The 19,003-nt window shown below is 43.1% G+C and carries 17 protein-coding genes; 8 read left to right on the top strand and 9 right to left on the bottom strand.

What is annotated here, in order from left to right:
• Positions 1 to 113: 113 nt before the first annotated feature.
• From lpdA to JOC94_RS17960, 5 genes are all read right to left on the bottom strand, one after another.
• Positions 114 to 1,523, bottom strand: a complete 1,410-nt coding sequence (gene lpdA, locus JOC94_RS17980; RefSeq protein WP_077111258.1) for a dihydrolipoyl dehydrogenase — start codon at positions 1,521 to 1,523, stop codon at positions 114 to 116.
• 3 nt (positions 1,524 to 1,526) lie between these two features.
• Positions 1,527 to 2,867, bottom strand: a complete 1,341-nt coding sequence (locus tag JOC94_RS17975; RefSeq protein ID WP_077111259.1) for a dihydrolipoamide acetyltransferase family protein — start codon at positions 2,865 to 2,867, stop codon at positions 1,527 to 1,529.
• A 46-nt stretch (positions 2,868 to 2,913) separates the two neighbouring features.
• Positions 2,914 to 3,891 carry an alpha-ketoacid dehydrogenase subunit beta gene (locus JOC94_RS17970; protein ID WP_077111260.1) on the bottom strand — a complete coding sequence of 326 codons (978 nt, stop codon included), beginning with the start codon at positions 3,889 to 3,891 and terminating at the stop codon, positions 2,914 to 2,916.
• Positions 3,892 to 3,894: 3 nt separating this feature from the next.
• Positions 3,895 to 5,010 carry a pyruvate dehydrogenase (acetyl-transferring) E1 component subunit alpha gene (gene pdhA, locus JOC94_RS17965; protein ID WP_077111261.1) on the bottom strand — a complete coding sequence of 372 codons (1,116 nt, stop codon included), beginning with the start codon at positions 5,008 to 5,010 and terminating at the stop codon, positions 3,895 to 3,897.
• Between the two features lie 448 nt (positions 5,011 to 5,458).
• The gene (locus JOC94_RS17960; protein ID WP_083717450.1) at positions 5,459 to 6,103 is read right to left on the bottom strand and encodes a YkyA family protein; all 645 of its coding nucleotides are present in this window, start codon (positions 6,101 to 6,103) and stop codon (positions 5,459 to 5,461) included.
• A gap of 161 nt (positions 6,104 to 6,264) precedes the next feature.
• On the opposite strand from JOC94_RS17960, the gene def reads away from it, so the two are divergent.
• On the top strand, positions 6,265 to 6,819 hold the full coding sequence (gene def, locus JOC94_RS17955) for a peptide deformylase (RefSeq protein ID WP_077111263.1): 555 nt from the start codon (positions 6,265 to 6,267) through the stop codon (positions 6,817 to 6,819).
• 43 nt (positions 6,820 to 6,862) lie between these two features.
• Here def and JOC94_RS17950 read toward each other — a convergent pair whose 3' ends face one another.
• Positions 6,863 to 7,657, bottom strand: coding sequence for a Cof-type HAD-IIB family hydrolase (locus JOC94_RS17950; protein ID WP_077111264.1), 795 nt, complete (start codon positions 7,655 to 7,657; stop codon positions 6,863 to 6,865).
• Positions 7,658 to 8,059: 402 nt separating this feature from the next.
• Here JOC94_RS17950 and JOC94_RS17945 point away from each other — a divergent pair, with 402 nt between their 5' ends.
• Together JOC94_RS17945 and rnjA are read left to right on the top strand one after the other, a co-directional pair.
• Complete coding sequence (locus JOC94_RS17945) at positions 8,060 to 8,269, top strand: DNA-dependent RNA polymerase subunit epsilon (protein ID WP_077111265.1); 210 nt, start codon at positions 8,060 to 8,062, stop codon at positions 8,267 to 8,269.
• A 3-nt stretch (positions 8,270 to 8,272) separates the two neighbouring features.
• On the top strand, positions 8,273 to 9,940 hold the full coding sequence (gene rnjA, locus JOC94_RS17940) for a ribonuclease J1 (RefSeq protein ID WP_077111266.1): 1,668 nt from the start codon (positions 8,273 to 8,275) through the stop codon (positions 9,938 to 9,940).
• Between the two features lie 44 nt (positions 9,941 to 9,984).
• Here rnjA and JOC94_RS17935 read toward each other — a convergent pair whose 3' ends face one another.
• Both JOC94_RS17935 and JOC94_RS17930 read right to left on the bottom strand, forming a co-directional pair.
• Positions 9,985 to 10,650 (bottom strand): potassium channel family protein, encoded by a 666-nt coding sequence (locus JOC94_RS17935; protein WP_077111267.1) that lies wholly within the window; start codon positions 10,648 to 10,650, stop codon positions 9,985 to 9,987.
• Positions 10,651 to 10,733: 83 nt separating this feature from the next.
• Positions 10,734 to 11,681: a magnesium transporter CorA family protein gene (locus tag JOC94_RS17930; RefSeq protein ID WP_077111268.1), complete on the bottom strand. Its 948-nt coding sequence runs from the start codon at positions 11,679 to 11,681 to the stop codon at positions 10,734 to 10,736.
• A 94-nt stretch (positions 11,682 to 11,775) separates the two neighbouring features.
• Between JOC94_RS17930 and JOC94_RS17925 the strand changes: the two genes are divergently transcribed.
• Complete coding sequence (locus JOC94_RS17925) at positions 11,776 to 12,492, top strand: TrkA C-terminal domain-containing protein (protein WP_083717454.1); 717 nt, start codon at positions 11,776 to 11,778, stop codon at positions 12,490 to 12,492.
• Here the strand turns inward: JOC94_RS17925 and JOC94_RS17920 are convergent.
• Positions 12,480 to 13,352: a CvfB family protein gene (locus tag JOC94_RS17920; protein WP_205180035.1), complete on the bottom strand. Its 873-nt coding sequence runs from the start codon at positions 13,350 to 13,352 to the stop codon at positions 12,480 to 12,482. The two genes, JOC94_RS17925 and JOC94_RS17920, sit on opposite strands and share 13 nt — an antisense overlap.
• A 432-nt stretch (positions 13,353 to 13,784) precedes the next feature.
• Between JOC94_RS17920 and JOC94_RS17915 the strand changes: the two genes are divergently transcribed.
• The 4 genes from JOC94_RS17915 to fdhD all read left to right on the top strand — a co-directional run bounded on the left by JOC94_RS17915 (position 13,785) and on the right by fdhD (position 18,788).
• Positions 13,785 to 15,032: an L-lactate MFS transporter gene (locus JOC94_RS17915; protein ID WP_205180034.1), complete on the top strand. Its 1,248-nt coding sequence runs from the start codon at positions 13,785 to 13,787 to the stop codon at positions 15,030 to 15,032.
• Positions 15,033 to 15,117: 85 nt separating this feature from the next.
• Complete coding sequence (locus JOC94_RS17910; protein ID WP_077111271.1) at positions 15,118 to 15,477, top strand: DUF2294 domain-containing protein; 360 nt, start codon at positions 15,118 to 15,120, stop codon at positions 15,475 to 15,477.
• A gap of 122 nt (positions 15,478 to 15,599) precedes the next feature.
• Positions 15,600 to 17,951 (top strand): FdhF/YdeP family oxidoreductase, encoded by a 2,352-nt coding sequence (locus JOC94_RS17905; RefSeq protein ID WP_205180033.1) that lies wholly within the window; start codon positions 15,600 to 15,602, stop codon positions 17,949 to 17,951.
• A 12-nt stretch (positions 17,952 to 17,963) separates the two neighbouring features.
• Positions 17,964 to 18,788 (top strand): formate dehydrogenase accessory sulfurtransferase FdhD, encoded by an 825-nt coding sequence (gene fdhD / locus JOC94_RS17900; RefSeq protein ID WP_205180026.1) that lies wholly within the window; start codon positions 17,964 to 17,966, stop codon positions 18,786 to 18,788.
• The last annotated feature ends 215 nt before the right edge of the window (positions 18,789 to 19,003 follow it).

Below are 19,003 nucleotides of genomic sequence, written 5' to 3'. Positions count from 1 at the left end.
CGGGATTTAAAACTATGAATTTAGTCTTTATTAAAAACATGTGTATCTACAAAGGAAAAACACATGGTGTTGTTCCTCATACAGGAAGAATCCATGTGTTTTTCGACTATTTTTTATTTCACAATATGAATAGGCGTTCCCAGTGCCACTTCCGCGGCTTCCATCGTAATTTCTCCCAAAGTAGGATGGGCGTGGATCGTCATCGCGATGTCCTCGGCTGTCATCCCGGCTTCAATGGCGAGTCCGATCTCAGCGATCATATCGGATGCGCTCGCTCCGGCAACTTGTCCGCCAATAACGAGTCCGTCCTCTTTGCGAGTAATTAATTTGACAAATCCGTCCGTCGCATTAAGTGCGAGTGCCCGGCCATTTGCCGCAAACGGAAATCTTCCTACTGCAATGTCAATGCCTTCTTCTTTCGCTTGCTTCTCCGTGTAGCCAACAGATGCCAGCTCCGGCTCGGAAAAGACGACAGCCGGAATGCCAAGATAATCAATCTCTGAAGAATGACCCGAAATGACTTCGGCGGCGATTTTTCCTTCGTAGGATGCTTTATGAGCAAGCTTTGGCCCATCAACGATATCGCCAATGGCAAAGATGTTCGGTATATTCGTTCTTAACTGCTTGTCTACTTCAATCAGACCTTGGTCGTTTACTTTAATGCCGACTTGCTCAAGACCAAGCTCGTCCGTATTCGGCTTTCTTCCGACTGTAACAAGGACATAATCCGCTTCAATCGTATGTTCTTCCCCTTTGGCCTCATACGTCACTTTTACACCATCGTCTGTCTCTTCGACACCTTTTGCCGACGCGTTGGTCACAACCGACACGTTTTTCTTTTTCAAGTTTCTTTTGACAAGAGCGGTCATTTGTTTTTCAAATCCGCCCAAAATTTCTTTCATTCCTTCAATGATCGTTACTTCAGTTCCAAAATTGGCATATGCTGTTCCCAGTTCAACCCCGATATAGCCTCCTCCGACAACAACGAGTTTTTTCGGCAGTTCGTCAAGGTTGAGGGCTCCTGTTGAATCAATCACCCGTTTCGAATATGTAAAGCCGGGGATTTCAACAGGACGAGATCCAGTCGCAATAATGGCGTTTTTGAACGTATACGTTTGTGCTGAGTTATCGTCCATGACACGGACGCTGTTTTCATCCACAAAGTAGGCTTCACCTTGGACGATGTCGACTTTGTTCCCTTTTAAAAGGCCTTCAACTCCTCCGGTCAGCTTGTTAACGACGCCGGATTTCCATTCTTGCACTTTTGAAAAATCCAACGTAACGTTTTCCGCGTTAATGCCGATATCGCTGGAATTTTTGGCCTCATCATAGCGGTGCGAAGCAGAAATGAGTGCTTTGGATGGAATACATCCCACATTTAAACAAACTCCTCCAAGGTTACCTTTTTCCACGATCGTCACTTTTTGGCCAAGCTGAGCAGCCCGAATAGCCGCAACGTAGCCGCCGGGTCCCGCCCCTATCACAATCGTATCGGTTTCAATTGGGAAATCTCCTACTACCATTCTCTACGCCTCCATTAGTAAAAGTTCCGGGTCGCTCAACAGACGTTTTATCTGATTTAATGCCTGCTGTGCGGTAACTCCATCAATAACCCGATGATCAAAGCTCAAGGATAATGCTAACACAGGAGCGGCTACAATTTCACCATTTTTGACTACCGGTTTTTCAGCAATTCTGCCAATACCCAGAATGGCTGTTTCCGGATGATTGATCACTGGCGTAAACCATTGGCCCCCGGCAGATCCGATGTTCGTAATTGTGCACGAGCCTCCGCTCATTTCATTCGGACTAAGTTTGCCGCTTCTCGCTTTTTCCGCCAGTTCATTGATTTCTTTTGAAATCGCAAAAACAGATTTGGAGTCGGCATGCTTAACAACAGGGACAAGCAACCCACGCTCAGTGTCGGCGGCAATACCGATATTGTAGTAGTGTTTCTGGATGATTTCTTCTTTTTCATCATCAACCGATGTATTAAGCGCCGGATATTCACGCAATGTGCTGACGAGCGCCTTTACAACATAAGGGAGGTACGTCAATTTTATATTTTTCTCGGCCGCAACAGCTTTAAATTTCTTCCGGTGGGCAACAAGTTCTGTAACATCCACTTCATCCAAAATGGTGACGTGCGGAGCGGTATGTTTCGAATTAACCATTGCTTTGGCAATCGCTTTGCGAATCCCGCTCATTTTTTCTCTTGTTTCAGGATATTCTCCTTCCAGAACGACAGGAGCCTTCGGTTTTTCTTCTTGCTTCGTATCCGCCTTTTGAACTTCCTGAGTGTCAGGAACTTCTGTAGCTTTTTCTGGCGCGTTCAAATACTGGTCAATATCTTCTTTTAGTATTCTGCCGTTTTTACCTGTACCTGTTACCTTTTGGATATCAACATTTTTTTCACGGGCGTATTTGCGTACAGAAGGCATTGCGATAACCCGGTTGTTCGTTTTTTCCTGCTCAGCCGCGGCACCCGTGCTTTCTGCTTCTTTTTCCTGTTTTTCTTCAGCTTTCACTTCTTCTTTTTGAATATCCTGTCCGGATTCTGCGGTTGATTGCACGTCCGCTTCGGTTTCTTCTTCACCACTGTCCCCTTTAAACTGGAGATCTTCGTATCCCGGCGCATCAAATGTAACGAGCACATCTCCGACAACAGCCGTCTCGCCTTCCTGAACGAGTATTTCCTCCACTGTACCAGTTACCGGAGATGGTATTTCCACCACGGCTTTGTCATTTTGCACTTCACATAATACGTCATCTTCTTCCACTTTCTTACCAGGTTCCACGAACCATTTCACAATTTCGCCTTCATGGATTCCTTCTCCAATATCAGGCAGCTTAAATTGGAATGACAATATTTTCACCCTCCTGTTGTAAATAGTTGTTCAGTCTTGAGGTTGTTTAAAATTCCAGTATTTTTTTAGCCGTTTCAACGATATCTTTATGGTTTGGCAGCCAAACCGGTTCAGCTTGTGAAAATGGATATACCGTATCCGGAGCTGTTACTCGCAATACAGGCGCCTCCAAGCTTAAAATGGCGCGATCGTTAATTTCCGCCACAACATTCGCTGCAATTCCCGCCTGTTTTTGAGCCTCTTGGACGACAATAGCCCGGTTCGTTTTTTCAACGGATTGAATAATGGTTTCAATATCAAGCGGGCTAACAGTTCGCAAGTCGATGACTTCCACGGAGTACCCATCTTTTTCAAGCAGTTCGGCAGCTTTTAGTGAATCGTGAACCATTGCGCCATACGTTATGATCGACAAGTCGCTTCCTTCACGCTTTATATCTGCTTTCCCAATAGGAATCGTATATTCTTCTTCCGGAACTTCTTGTCTGAAAGAGCGGTACAATTTCATATGCTCAAGGAAAATAACCGGATCATTGTCTCGAATGGCGGAAATAAGCAAACCTTTGGCGTCATAAGGCGTCGAAGGAATGACAACCTTTAGTCCGGGTTGCTGGGCTACAAGGCCTTCAAGACTGTCTGCGTGCAACTCAGGTGTATGTACGCCGCCCCCAAAAGGTGATCGGACTGTAATGGGCGCATGATACGAACCACCCGTCCGGTAGCGCCAGCGGGCCATTTGGCCATTGATTGAATCCATTACCTCATATAGGAAACCAAAGAATTGAATCTCTGGGACTGGACGGAATCCTTGCGTTGTCAAGCCAATCGCCAGCCCGCCAATAGCGGATTCCGCAAGCGGCGTATCAAATACCCGTTCTTCTCCAAATTCTTTTTGCAGTCCCTCCGTCGCGCGGAAAACGCCTCCGTTTACCCCCACGTCTTCGCCGAACACAAGGACATTTTCATCATTGCGCAATTCCGAGCGCATCGCATCTGTGATTGCCTGTATCATTGTCATTTGCGCCATGGCTTACTTCGACTCCTTCTCTTTATATATTTCAAACTGCTCTTTTAAATGGAACGGAAGTTCTTCATACATATTCGAAATCAAGTCCGTCACTTTTTGCTTTGGCGTTTGATCTGCTTTTTTAATGGCTTCTCTAATTTCGTCTTTCGCTTTTTCAATTACTTCATTTTCCTTATCTTCGTTCCACAGACCTTTTTCTTCCAAATACTTTCTAAAGCGGACAATCGGATCTTTTTTCTCCCATTCGCTGTCAGTATCGGAAGTTCTATATCGTGTCGGGTCATCTCCCGCCATTGTGTGTGGACCATATCTGTAGCAAATGGTTTCGATAAGAGAAGGTCCTCCTCCATCAACAGCCCGTTTCCGAGCTTCCCGCACCACAGCATATACCGCAAGCGGATCCATGCCATCTACCACAATACCCGGAATTCCTGCCGCCACTGCTTTTTGGGCAATAGTCGAAGCGGCTGTCTGTTTGTCCCGCGGTGTAGAAATGGCAAATTGGTTGTTTTGGACGATAAAGACCGCTGGCGCGCCGAATGCGCCGGCAAAGTTGATTCCCTCGTAAAAGTCTCCTTGGGAAGATCCGCCGTCACCCGTATATGTTGCGGCAACCGCTTTTTTACCGCGCTTTTTAAGTCCAAGGGCAACGCCCGCCGCCTGCACATATTGCGCTCCAATAATGATTTGCGGAGGAATGACGTTTACTTCTTCGGGAATTTGATTCCCAACATAGTGTCCTCTTGAAAATAAGAATGCTTTATAAAGCGGAAGACCGTGCCAGATGATTTGAGGAACATCCCTGTACCCCGGCAAAATAAAGTCTTCTTTTTCCAATGCGAAATGCGAAGCAATCGCGGATGCCTCTTGACCAGCAGTCGGTGCATAAAAGCCGAGCCGTCCCTGTCTGTTCAAAGAAATGGAACGTTGATCAAGTATGCGCGTATAAACCATTCGGCTCATAAGCTCAACCAGTTCATCATCAGATAAATCCGGCAACAATTTTTCGTTGACCACTTCACCCTTTTCATTCAACACTTGAATCATTTCAAATTGTTTTTCAATATTCTCGAGCGTTTCGACCGCATCGAATTCCGCTGTCTTCGCTTTTGAAGCCATCGAAATCACCAACCCTTTCTATTTTTAAATGCATTACTTGGTAGAGTGCCCTAAAAAAAGCATGTCAATATGAAATAAAGGTGTCTCTATAGTTTTTCCACAATCTTGAGTTGAAAAAACAACTATCGACCTCCTTTGAAACACCCTAATCTGTATCAGTTATTTTTTTATGTATTATAACACAATGTAATTTTTCCTCATTTTTTAGATTACATGAGAAAATCCCTTTCGTCAACGAATATATTTTAACATAAAGCCCTTTCCAATTTTTCAATCATTCATTCCTGTATTATTATCAATCAGAAAACTGTATTATATAAAAACTTATTTTCTTCCGCTGTTATAGTACATAATTAAAGCGCTTTCAACAGCTTTTTACAAATATCCCCGCCAAATTCACCAAAAACTGCCCGAAAAAAAAGAAACGGCTGATTCCCGTTTCTGTTGATTAAGATGCATTTTTAAGATCCGCTTCTTTATAAAAAGCAGATTTTTCTTCATTAAACTTTTTCGTATATTCGTTGAATTCTTTATTGGCCTCTATGACCTGCTCCCGGGCCTTGTTGGACGCAGCAATTTGTTGTTCCAGTTCTTCCAGTTTTAAATCTTTATTCTTCATCATTTCATACAGTTTTCGGTCTTCCTTGATGGTTGCTTTATAGGCTTTGGAAAGCTTGACATGGGCGTCATACCGTTCAGCCATAAGCTGCTCCAACTGATTTGCTTTTTCTTTTAACGGTTCATCTTCTAATGAAGGAATGGTTTCTTTTACTTTTTCAAATTCTTTTTTGGAAGCCGCGATCGCTTTCTCTTCTTTTTTAAGATATTCTTCCCGCTTTTTCAAATTGTTTAAGGCCTTGTCAGAGAGTTCCGTAACTTTGTCCATTTGTTTCATTCCGAGCTTCATCATTTCATTAAAAATCTCAGTTTCCTTTTCCTCAAGCTCGGCCATCGGTTTTTGTTGGCTTTCAAAATCTTTTTCTATGCTCACGGTTTCTTCAAGGGTTTTATATATTTTTTTTTCCGGACTTCCGCAACTTGCCAATAAAAAAGCAGAAACACATATAACGGTAGCCAATTTCCTTTTTCTCACCGGTATTCCTCCCATCGTTCACATTTCCTACTATAACGGGAGAAAAAAAGTTTTACAACCTTGAATTTTTTTATCTGGGAATGGAATGGAAGTAATCTGATTTAATTAGCTGATCTTTTTTGGTAAACTGATTATACAGTATCACATACAGGGGGATGTACATGATTTTAATGAAGGATATAGTTCGGGATGGACATCCGGTACTTAGGAAAAAAGCGGCCGACGTGCCGTTGCCGCCATCCCAGGAAGATATAGATACGATCAAAAAAATGGAGGAATTTTTAATAAACAGCCAAGATCCGGAAATAAGTGAAAGGTATGGCCTTCGGCCAGGCGTCGGATTAGCTGCTCCACAAATCAACGTGTCGAAACGAATGTTTGTTATGAGGGTTACGGATGACAAGGGAGAGAAATATCATTATGGCTTTTTCAATCCGAAAATAATGAGTCACTCAGTGGAGAAAGCCTATTTGACTTCCGGTGAGGGGTGTTTATCTGTCGACCGTGATATACCCGGTTATGTTCTTCGCCACGCACGAATCAAAGTAAAAGGATATGATGAAAACGGCAATGAAATCAAGTTGCGCTTGCGGGGTCTTCCGGCAATTGTTTTTCAGCATGAGCTTGATCATTTAAACGGCGTGATGTTTTATGATCATATCAACAAGGAAAATCCGTTCCACGTTCCGCAAGACGCCGTTCCGATTGATCGTTAACCAACCAGGCAGGAGAATGGGCTTTTCCCCTGCCTGGCTGCGTTTATTGTTTAACCGTATCAAATTCACGGGATAGAAGCCCGATTTCTTTCAATCCATTGACAATCCCATCATTTTCAACATTCGTTGTCACAAAGTCGGCATGGTCTTTCACAACTTGGTGGGCATTCCCCATCGCTACCCCGGTTCCAGCCTCTTGAAGCATTTCGATGTCATTCATTCCATCTCCAAAAGCGACGACATCTTCCATTTGGAAACCGAGTCGGCCAATCATTTGCTTGATCCCCTCCGCTTTTGATCCTCCCTTCGGTACGATATCCAGAGAAGATTCATGCCAGCGAATATAAGTAACATCATCGACCTCCGGCAAATCCCTCCCTGCATTCTCATTGGCAAAGATGAGCGCCTGGTATATTTCTTTGTTTTTGTAAAAATGAGGATCAAATTCCGGATGTGAAAGCTTCAATGAACGAAGGCTTTTTTCAATCAATTCATTATGAGGGACATTCGCTTTCATCGTTATTTCATTCATGTATACGAGCGGGTAATCACGCTCTCTTGCTGTTTCATCAATTTGTTGAAGGGCATAGCGATTGATTGGATTTTTGTAGATCGCTTCATTTTCAAAAACAACATATTGCCCGTTAAAACAAATATAGGAATGGATATTTAATTCCGCAAGCACGGGGGATATAAAAAACGGTGCCCTTCCTGTCGCAATGGCCGTATAAATGCCTTGCTTTTGCAATTGCCGGACAGCAGCCTTGGCAGATGCAGGCAATTCTTTTTGAGCATCGAGCAAAGTGTCGTCAATGTCGAAAAACACAATCTTTGTCATGATCATCCCTCTTTCTCTTATTTCCATTGTTCTCCATGAGAGTCACTCTATATTTGAGCATATAATAAAAACAAAAACGATGCATATAAAAACAACCTGTTTTATGATACTTTTACTTTTTACAAAAATCGGTTAAAATAGTGATAAGGAGTGATCCACCATGTTTAAGAAGCTGCGGAAAAAGCTTTTGAAACAGTGGAAAGACTTGCTCAGAAAGAAAACAATTGCGTAAATGATTATACCGTCATTTCCGAAACCCTCTGAATCAAAGAGGGCTTATTCTTTTTATGATAAGTGTGTGGCCGACATTTTCACCAGCCCTGCAAAAAACATGCATTCACCCGGGCTTTCTAATATAATAAAGAAAATTAACAATGACAACGGAGTTAAGGAGAGAAGAACATGATTTTTAAAGTATACTACCAGGATAGCATCCATGAAATGCCTGTCCGGGAAAAAACAAAAGTATTATTTATTGAAGCTGAAAACGAACGGAAAGTACGACATTTTTTAAAAGACCGCCAACTAAATATTGAATATATTCAATTGCTTGAAGGAAAATACCTTGAATATGAAAAGAACAGCCCGAATTTTAGTCTGGAGAATGTGTAACAGATGAAGTTTGTAAAAAATGACCAGACGGCCATTTTCGCCTTGGGCGGTTTGGGTGAAATTGGTAAAAACACATACGGGGTTCAATTTCAAGACGAAATTATCATGATTGATGCAGGAATTAAATTTCCGGAAGACGAGTTGCTCGGTATTGATTACGTCATTCCAGATTATTCCTATTTGGTGAAAAATGAAGATAAAATCAAAGGACTGTTTATCACGCACGGACATGAAGACCATATAGGCGGCATTCCGTACTTGCTGAGACAAGTGAATATACCCATATATGCCGGGAAATTGGCCATTGGGTTGATCAAAAATAAACTGGAAGAGCACGGTCTCCTGCGAAAAACAAAACTGATTGAAATTAAAGAAGACGATATCATCAAGTTTCGAAAAACATCGGTCACGTTTTTCAGAACGACCCATAGTATTCCGGATTCGTACGGAATTGTTGTTAAAACGCCTCCGGGCAATATCGTCCATACGGGTGATTTCAAGTTTGATTTCACACCGGTTGGCGAACCCGCCAATTTAACCAAAATGGCGGAAATCGGAAAAGAAGGAGTGCTTTGTCTGCTGTCCGACAGCACAAATGCCGAAGTCCCGCATTTTACAATGTCGGAGCGCAAGGTCGGCGAGAGCATTAAAGATATTTTTCGCAAAGTGGAAGGAAGGGTGATCTTTGCCACCTTTGCATCTAATATTCACCGTTTGCAGCAAGTAACAGATGCCGCAGTCGCCAACAACCGGAAAATAGCGGTATTTGGACGAAGCATGGAAGCAGCGATTGAAATTGGACAAGACCTGGGATATATCCGGGCGCCAAAAGATACATTCATCACTACCCAGCAATTGAACAGGCTCCCAGCAAATAAAGTAACCATTCTTTGTACCGGCAGCCAAGGTGAGCCGATGGCGGCACTTTCGCGTATCGCCAACGGAACGCACCGTCAAATCCAAATTCAGCCGGGGGACACAGTCGTCTTTTCTTCGTCCCCAATTCCCGGTAATACAACCAGTGTAAACCGGACGATTAACCTGCTCTACCGTGCAGGCGCTGAAGTTATTGCGGGCTCCTTGAATGATATCCACACATCCGGGCACGGAGGGCAGGAAGAGCAGAAGCTGATGCTGCGGCTTATACAGCCAAAGTTCTTTATGCCGATTCACGGAGAATTTCGCATGCAAACCATGCATGCCCAACTCGCGGTAGACTGCGGCATTCCTGAAGAAAATTGCTTTATTATGGATAATGGCGAGGTACTTGCCCTAAGTTCCAATCATGCTGAAGTAGCTGGAAAAATTCCATCTGGTTCTGTTTATATTGACGGAAGCGGCATTGGCGACATCGGGAACATCGTTCTGCGCGACAGAAGAATTCTATCTGAAGAAGGGCTCGTCATCGTTGTTGTTTCCATCGATATGAACGAATATAAGATTGCGGCTGGTCCCGATATTATATCAAGGGGATTCGTCTACATGAGAGAATCGAGCGATTTGATCAACGATGCGCAAAAGATGATCTCTAAGCATCTTCAGAAAGTCATGGAACGAAAAACAACCCAATGGTCCGAAATCAAAAATGAAATTACTGAGACACTCATGCCGTTCTTATACGAGCGGACAAAAAGAAAGCCGATGATTCTTCCCATTATTATGGAAGTATAGAAAAAATCCTCTTGAACGCTTTTCAGGCGCCCAAGAGGATTTTTTTATTCAAGTACTTTTTTTTCAAACCGGTTAATATCGGTATCAGCGCCGATAATGATTAAAATATCACCGAGTTGAAGTGGATCGTCCGCTTTTGGCGAAACGATGATTTCCTCTCCCCGTTTAATGGCGACGATATTTAAACCGAATTGCGCCCTAACATCCAATTCCACGAGGGAATGTCCAGCCAATAATTCATTTACCTTAATTTCCACAATACTGTACTCCTCAGACAGTTCCAAATAGTCAAGTACATTGTTGGAAACAATATAGTGGGCGATTCTTTTGCCCATATCCCTTTCCGGGTGAACGACATGATCCGCGCCTATTTTGCGGAGCACTTTTTCATGGTAGTCGTTTTGGGCCTTAACGGTAATATGAGTAACGCCAAGTTCTTTTAAAATTAAAGTGGTCAATATACTCGACTGGATATTATCTCCAATCGCTACAATGACGTGATCAAAGTTGCGAATGCCCAAGCTTTTTAACACTTGCTCATCCGTCGTGTCGGCTACGACAGCCTGTGTGGCGATGGAGGCAAATTCATTTACACGGTCCTCGTCTATATCGATAGCCATGACATCCATTCCTTGCTCGCTTAAGGAGTGGCAAATGCTTCCTCCAAATCGGCCCAGTCCAATGACGGCAAATTCCTTTTTCACTTTCATTCCTCCACTTTCGCTGTTATTTTATTCTACCACAATCCAGCGGAGTGTACATGATTTCCTTTGAAACGCCAGGATCATACCGTTCATTTTTTATTTTTTCGCCTTAATACGTCCCCCAGCCACCCTTTTCTGTAGAGCCACCAATAAATCAGGCCGGTGGAAGCGAGGATGATCACCCAGGCAAACAAGTATCCGAAACCCCAGTCAAGCTCCGGCATATTTTTAAAGTTCATTCCCCACAACGCTCCGAATACCGTGATTGGGGTGACTAACACCGTGAAGACTGTCAATGCTTTAATCACTTCATTGCCGCGGTAGGAATATAAGTTCATATTTATATTTAAAAGTGTTTCTATTTGGCTGTCGTAATGGTATAACAGCTTCATTGTCCGCTCAAGCCTTACTTTCGTCTGCCGGAACGCATCCATATCCTTAATATTTTCGTAAAAAGCCTCCTCCATAGCCAGCAACATCTCTTCTATCGGTATCGTAAGCTGTTTTAAAAAAAGCATTTCCGATCTGCGATCAAATATTTCTTCAAGAATATTGCCGTGATTATGGAAGCGAATCCTCTTTTCCAAGTCAATCAGCTTTTCCTCAAAATCATCGATCCCATCTAAAAAAGTGTTAAGGATCTCCCCCATGATAAATAAAAATGCTTCAAAGGCATTATCACACTTTTCCAGCCGTGCCATTAATGTTTGTCTCGTCATTTTAGAAATGGTGCCAATGTCAAAATCAATCGTTAACAACTTGTTCTCAGTCACATAATAATGGAGCAGCCTGTACGAATCCTCATCGCTCGGATCAGCGGAATAGTTTAACGACCCGATCAATGCGCAATCATGATGATCATCAAAAGATAGGACCCGCAAATAATTCGTTTCAATGTCCATCGCATTGTTGATCCAAACGTCGTATTCGGGAAATTTGTCAGTCAACTGTTTTAATTTATCTTTTTCTTGAAAACTAAACTCCTGCCATCTCCACCCGTTTGCAAAACAATGAATATCTTCTTTTTTTCCACTCATATGCATCACCTGCTAGTAAATTATAGGTTTTATTCCCTTTTTCCAGGTAAATATTCATGTATAGCGATTCATTTTGTTTGCAAGGGTACTTTGGATGAAGGGAGCAGATGTGATCGTGGAACTCATGTTAATGGCAGTTTATTTTATTTTCATCGCCATCGTCATTGAAATGGCGACCACTTTCCTATGTTTGACAGGTTTATCAAGAGAAGTTTCCCGCTATCAGGCCATCTCGATGTTAACGAATACCGGGTTTACAACTGATGAGGCCAAGCTCATCTTGGAACATCCCATAAGAAGAAAAATCAGCACTTTTCTTATTCTGTTCGGCGCTTTTTCACTTGCGGTTGTGATCTCCATTTTAAGCACATATTTGTCGGATGATTTGAAAATTCCCGAGATGGCGGCGCTCGTCGTTTTGTTTAGTGTATTTTTGCTGCTTTTAAAAACACAACGGGCAACAAATGTGTTAAAAAAGAAGTTTTCCTCTGAGATGAAGGACCATTATGATCCGGAAGAGCTTCCCATCAACGAAGTTCTTTATGTAAATGAAGATGATTACTTTACAGATATTCCCATTCAAGAAGGATCCTCCTATATTGGAAAAAAGCTTGCCGATATGTTTTCCGAAAATGAGGATGTGCATGTACTGTTCATAAAACGGGGTGAAGAAGCCATCCGCAAAAACTTGGACGAAGAGCATGTCCAGGAAGGTGACCTCTTCTTCGTTTATGGAAGCAAGAAAGAAATGATGCGGAAATTCCAGCACGAGCTTGACTACAAAGAACAACATAGACATCATGATTCATGACGGCTATCTTGATCGGTTATATGGGTCCAACCATCTTTTTGGATAACTTTTCCCTCTTTCATGAGTTTTCCCAGCACTTTTTTAAACAGACCTTTGCTGATGGAAAATCGCTTCTTAATATCCTCCGCCTCACTTTTATCTGAATACGGCATCGATCCGCCGCGACCTTGTAGGTAGCGGTATATTTGTTCGGCCTGCTCGTCGATCATTTCGTGAGCTCTCGGCAAGAGAGAAACATTGATCGTGCCGTCTTCTTTTACGGCTACAACTCGCCCCTCCACATGTTGACCAAGCCGGGGCTCTTCTTTCCTTTCCGATTGATGAATAAATCCGATGTATCTTTCTTCTGTAATAATCAAAGAACCGCTAAGGAGAACCCGATACACGGTCCCCTTGACGCTTTTATTAAAAACACTTTGGCCGGCCCTGACAGAAAGCCCTCTCATTACTTCCTCATTCGCCAATTCCCCGAACAGCCTGTTTTTCTTGTCCGTTTTCATTGAACAATACAGCTTGTCCCCTTTTTCGGGCCATAACTGCAACAGTTCCGGCAAGTCATCTTTTGATATAAGCAAATCTTTTTGAAGCCCGATATGGACAAATACGCCAAGCCCCGCTTTTACTTCCACTACTTCTGCCCATCCGTATTGTCCCTTTCTGATTTGCGGAATCGTTAAAGAGGCCGAAAGACGCCCTTCATGATCCTGATATAAAAAGACAGTTTGCTTTTCCTCCGGATGAAAATTTTCGGGAACTTCCGAATGGTGAAGCAATACATCTTCCTCACCGTTTGTCAAAAAATATCCAAACGGCGCTTCACGCACTACTGTCAATTCTTTTACCGTTCCTGGTTCAAGCATGGTGTTAGTCTCCTCTATTTTTGATACATTTTTATCGAAAAAATCAACCCAATTATAGCATGACCGATTGATCCTTCCTACTTTCATTAAAAAGCAACATGATATAAAAAGCCAATATACACCATTTTTTTGAGGAAAGTGATAACAACTATATCATAAAATCCCAGAAAAATGAGTATTAAGACCTATTTTGCAATTTCAAGGTGAAAAGCGGCTCAAAATGTGAAAGATATGGTACAATTTTGTATGAAAATGGTTACAATATCGACCGGTTGGCACTTGGCAGCGAACCTGTTAAAGACTAACCACCGCCTGCGCCTATCTGTGATGGCTCTATTTGCGGTGGTTTTTACTTATTCGGAAGATACTGTGTTGAGAGCGGTTACACCCCCTGATAAAATTGCTGAACTTTTCCGAAAAGGAGGATTTCACATGGAAAAATTAAAAAATAGATGGCTGATCGTTACATCGGCTGTGGGTATTCACATCTCGATCGGTTCCGTTTATGCATGGAGCAACTTTACAAACCCGCTCATGGAGCAATATAATTGGACTGCAAGCCAAGTCCAACTTACGTTCAGTTTGGCCATTTTATTTTTGGGTTTGTCTGCTGCTTTTTTGGGACATTTTGTGGAAAAACACGGCCCCCGAAAATCGGGCCTTTTGGCGAGCGCGTTTTTCGGAATCGGTGTCTTTTGTACCGGATTTGCCGTAAAGTTTGAATCTTTGCCCCTACTGTACATATGCTACGGTGTATTGGGGGGCATCGGCCTGGGTGTCGGCTACATTGCCCCTGTATCCACCCTTGTCAAATGGTTTCCTGACCGCAGAGGAATGGCCACCGGTATGGCGATTATGGGATTTGGCTTCGCCGCGGCAATCAGCAGTCCCATCATGGATTACCTGATTAAAAATACCGGAATCGCCAATACGTTCTTTATTCTTGGCGCGGCTTATTTTATTGTCATGACGGTTTCATCCCTATACTTGGCTAAGCCTCCGGATAATTGGACCCCGAGAGGTTATAAAGAAAAGGTGGAAGCAGGTAAAATATCCGCGGACCTGGCGCAGCTCACCGCCAATGAAGCGGTCAAAACCTCGCGTTTTTATTATTTATGGATCATGCTCTTTATTAATATTACATGCGGAATCGCCATTCTCTCCGCCGCAAGTCCGCTTGCGCAAGAGAGTATCGGCATGAGCTCGATTGAGGCGGCTGCCTTTGTAGGCGTCCTCGGGATATTCAACGGTCTTGGGAGGATCGGCTGGGCTTCGGCATCGGACTATTTGGGGCGCCCCAATACATATACAGCCTTTTTCGCCATTCAAATTGTGTTATTTGCTCTATTACCTTTTACAACGATTTCAATTTTATTCCAAATCATGCTCGCCATCATATATACTTGCTATGGAGGCGGATTTTCCTCCATTCCCGCCTATATTGGAGATATTTTTGGAACGAAGCAACTTGGAGCCATTCACGGATACATTTTAACAGCGTGGGCTGCCGCGGGAGTTGCTGGACCAATGTTTGCGGCTTGGGTAAAAGATGCAACAGGAAGCTATGGCAACAGTTTATTATTTTTTGCCGGACTGTTTGTCGTTGCTTTCGTCGTATCCCTCCTCATTCGTTTGGATATAAAAAAGCAGAAAGAACGGGGATCTGCTCATGCAAGCTAAAAACAGTTTTTAATTAACCGGGTTGAGAACTTTTGTAAACATGGTAAAATTAAGGAGAGGCAACAAAAATCAGGGGTTAACCGTTATGAAAAATTATGAAGCAGAGTTTAGCAATCTTGTACGGGCATTCCGCAAACGCCATATGGGCAAAGGCCCCAGTAAAATCAAAACGACCTTTTGTAAAAACTGGGCCATTTGCGAAATGGAAGGAAATCTTTCTCCGGTCGAAAAGTTTATTGCCAGTGCACAAGACGGTAGACAAATGGTAAGGGCTGCCCGTACCGAAATGGTAAAAGAAATGTATCGAAAGAACCACCCTGTCGAGATGGAAGAATTACTCGACGCCAAATTTCTGGATCTGTTCGTTGATATTGATATTGAAAAAGACCTGGGCATGTCCATTTTTATTTTTGACCAGGATCTTGAGAAAAAATTTCATCACTGACCATGCAGTTGGCACTTGACAGGGACCCTGTTAAAGACTAACCGCCGTGACACGCTTATCATAAAGATAAGCATGTTTGCGGTGGTTTTTTTATGAATGAAAGAAAGAAAGGATGTACTAAAATGGGAAATACTAAACATACTGGACCAATTAAATTGCCAAAAACCCCCGATCCACAGCATTGGGTGAGCCCCATTCCATTTGGCCTCGGCAAAGTAAAACCAAAACATATTCGCGATACCATGAAGGTGGTCATTGAAAACCGGGACAATCTTCCCTACGCTTATCGCATATTAACTCAGGGAGTTTGTGATGGATGTGCGCTCGGAGTATCGGGTCTGTATGATCAAACATTGGCGGGACCTCATCTTTGTACAACAAGGCTGAACGTGCTGCGGCTGAATACGATGCCCGCCATTTCGGAAAATGTGCTTCATGCGGATATTGAAGAGTTGCGAAAAATGGACAGCACCGAATTAAGAAAACTCGGACGCATCCCCTATCCCCTTTCGAGAAAACCCGGAGAAAAAAAGTTTCGGAGAATTTCGTGGGATGAGGCTTTAAACAAAATAGCCGGCAAAATCAAATCTATTGATCCCAAACAGTTGGCATTCTTCTTGACTGCACGGGGAATTACAAACGAAGTGTATTATACGGCGGCAAAATTTGCCCGTTTTATTGGGACAAACAATATTGATAATGCTTCACGAATCTGTCATTCTCCTAGTAAAACGGCATTAAAAAGATCTTTGGGCATCGGCGCATCCAGCTGCAATTACAAAGATTGGATCGGAACCGATGTGCTCATTTTCTGGGGCTCGGTTGCGGCGAACAACCAGCCTGTCTCGACAAAGTATATGTACGCAGCCAAAAGGAAAGGAACAAAAATTATTTGTATTAATCCATATAAAGAGCCCGCCATGGACGGATATTGGGTCCCTTCCATCCCTGAATCCGCCTTATTTGGCACCAAAATTGCCGATGATGTATATCAAGTAAATATAGGCGGTGATATCGCCTTTATGAATGGCATTATAAAGCATTGGTTCGAGATGGAAGAGAAACATCCCGGCTCCGCGATCAATCATGAATTTGTTTCCCGGCACGCCAACGGTTATGAGGAACTAAAAGTTCATATTGAAGAGCAATCTTGGGAACAGCTCGAACAATCATCGGGCGTCTCAAAAGAAAGAATGCTTGAATTCGCGCAGCTTCTGGCCAACTCAAATAGCGGTGTATTCGTTTGGTCAATGGGATTAACCCAACACAGGTTTGGCACGGATAACATATCACAAGTGGCCAATTTGGCTATCTTAAGGGGATTTATCGGCAAAGAACATTGCGGCGTCATGCCGATCCGCGGCCACTCAGGTGTACAAGGTTCCGGAGAGATGGGAGCAGATCCATTCGTCCTTCCCGGAGGGGATTTTGAACCTGAAAACATAAAGAGAATGGAAAAAGTATGGGGTTTTGACATACCGAAATGGCAAGGTGACATCGTGGGTGTTTCCCTTGAAAATGCCTTGCTTCCGGAAGACCGTGAGCGAAAGCTGAAAGTATTTTATACTTCGGGCGGAAACTTCCTGGAAACAATGCCTGATCCGGAATTCATGGAAAAATGTTTAAGCAATGTAGATATAAGGGTACACCAAGATATTATATTAAATACTTCAACGCTTGTAGATGCGAAAGAGGAAGTGATTGTCCTCCCTGCCCAGACACGCTATGAACAGCGCGGTGGCGGTACTTCGACTTCCACGGAGAGGATGGTATATTTCTCGCCGGAAATTCAAGGACCCAGAATCGAAGAAGCCCGGTGTGAGTGGGAAATATATGTTGATCTTGCTGCTCGGATCAAACCGGATATGAAGCACCTCATGACGTTTAACGAAGCACAGGAAATCCGTGATGAAATTGCCGTGGCCAACCCAAACTATGACGGCATCCAACATTTAAAAAAGCGTGGCGATGTCTTTCAATGGGGAGGAGCTTGGCTCTGTGAAGGCGGCAATTGTCCAACAGAGGATGGGAAAGCCAATTTAATTCCGATTGAGTTGCCGGAATTGCGTAAACCGGACGGCCATTTCTATGTGACCACAAGACGGGGCAAACAATTTAACTCGATGATATACAGCGAGAAAGATCCTTTCAACGCTGCTGACAGATATGATGTGTTAATCAACGAAGAAGACGCGAAAGAACTTGGTATTGCCGATCAGGAAGCTATCGTTGTTTATAACCAATTTGGCACCTTTCAAGGGAGAGCCAAATACGCGGATACACGGCGCGGAAATATTTCCGTTTATTGGCCTGAAGGAAATGTACTGCTTCAAAAAGGCATTTATGAACAATTTGCGGGAATTCCTGAATATAATATCGGTGTCGTTGTTGAAAAAGCGGACACATTCAATGCCAAAAAAGATATTCAATACTTGGAGAAAAGGATCGATGACTTAGAGCAGGAAATTAGTTAAGCAGGTGATCAGATGAATCACATGGTCAAAAAACATCTCAACATATGGAAATATGATGGGCAGACAATCCGCAAAACCGAGGACTGCGCAGCTGTAGAATTTCCTTTTACGATTTATATTGATGGAGAAGAGTTCGCGACGGCAGTTTGTTCACCGACTGATCTTGAACAACTGGCCGTCGGCTTCCTGGCATCAGAAGGAATCATCCGGCAAATGGATGATCTGGATTCATTGGACATTGACCAAGCTCGTGGTTTTGCCTATGCCGCCTTAAAAAGAAAACAAACGATTTCCAAAGAGTTTTACTCGAAACGGATGATCGGCTCATGTTGCGGCAAAAGCAGACAATTCTACTTTTACAACGATGCTAAAACAGCCAAAACTGTCATGTCCAAACAACAGATTTCGATCACCCAATGCTTTCGTTTAATGGCAGACTTGCAAACGCAATCCGAGGACTTTTTGCTCACCGGCGGCGTCCATAATGCCGCTCTTTGCACAGCCGATGATATTATGGTTTCCTTCTCAGATATCGGCCGCCACAACGCCCTAGACAAAATATACGGCTATTGCTTAATGAATCACGTACCTTTGCACGATAAAATCATTGCCTTCAGCGGCAGGATTTCATCCGAGATCGTTTTAAAAGCCGCAAAAATTGGTGTCGGCATTCTTATTTCCAAATCCGCTCCAACCACACTGGGAATCAGTTTGGCTGAGGACCTCGGCATCACTGCTATCGGTTTTGTCAGGAAAAACCAGCTGAATATTTACTCGCATCCACACCGAATCATCGAAGTAGCTGACGATTTAGAGGAAGATGCCACAACCAAATAGAGGCTGAGACAAACCTCTATAAAAATGGATAAACCGCGTGAAATCAAGTGGTACTTACCCCCGAAAGTTAGAGTAGAAAATCTAATTTTCGGGGGTGTTTTTATGGCTAAATATAATGAAGAATTTAAAATAAAGCTTGTCACCGAGTATTTATATGGCAACCTAGGATATAAATCATTGGCAAAAAAATATAATATGGGTAGTGAAACACCAAT

It is taken from the genome of Siminovitchia thermophila, from assembly GCF_016909185.1.
GTDB lineage: Bacteria > Bacillota > Bacilli > Bacillales > Bacillaceae_C > Siminovitchia > Siminovitchia thermophila.
This window is presented reverse-complemented; position numbering and strand designations above follow the sequence as displayed.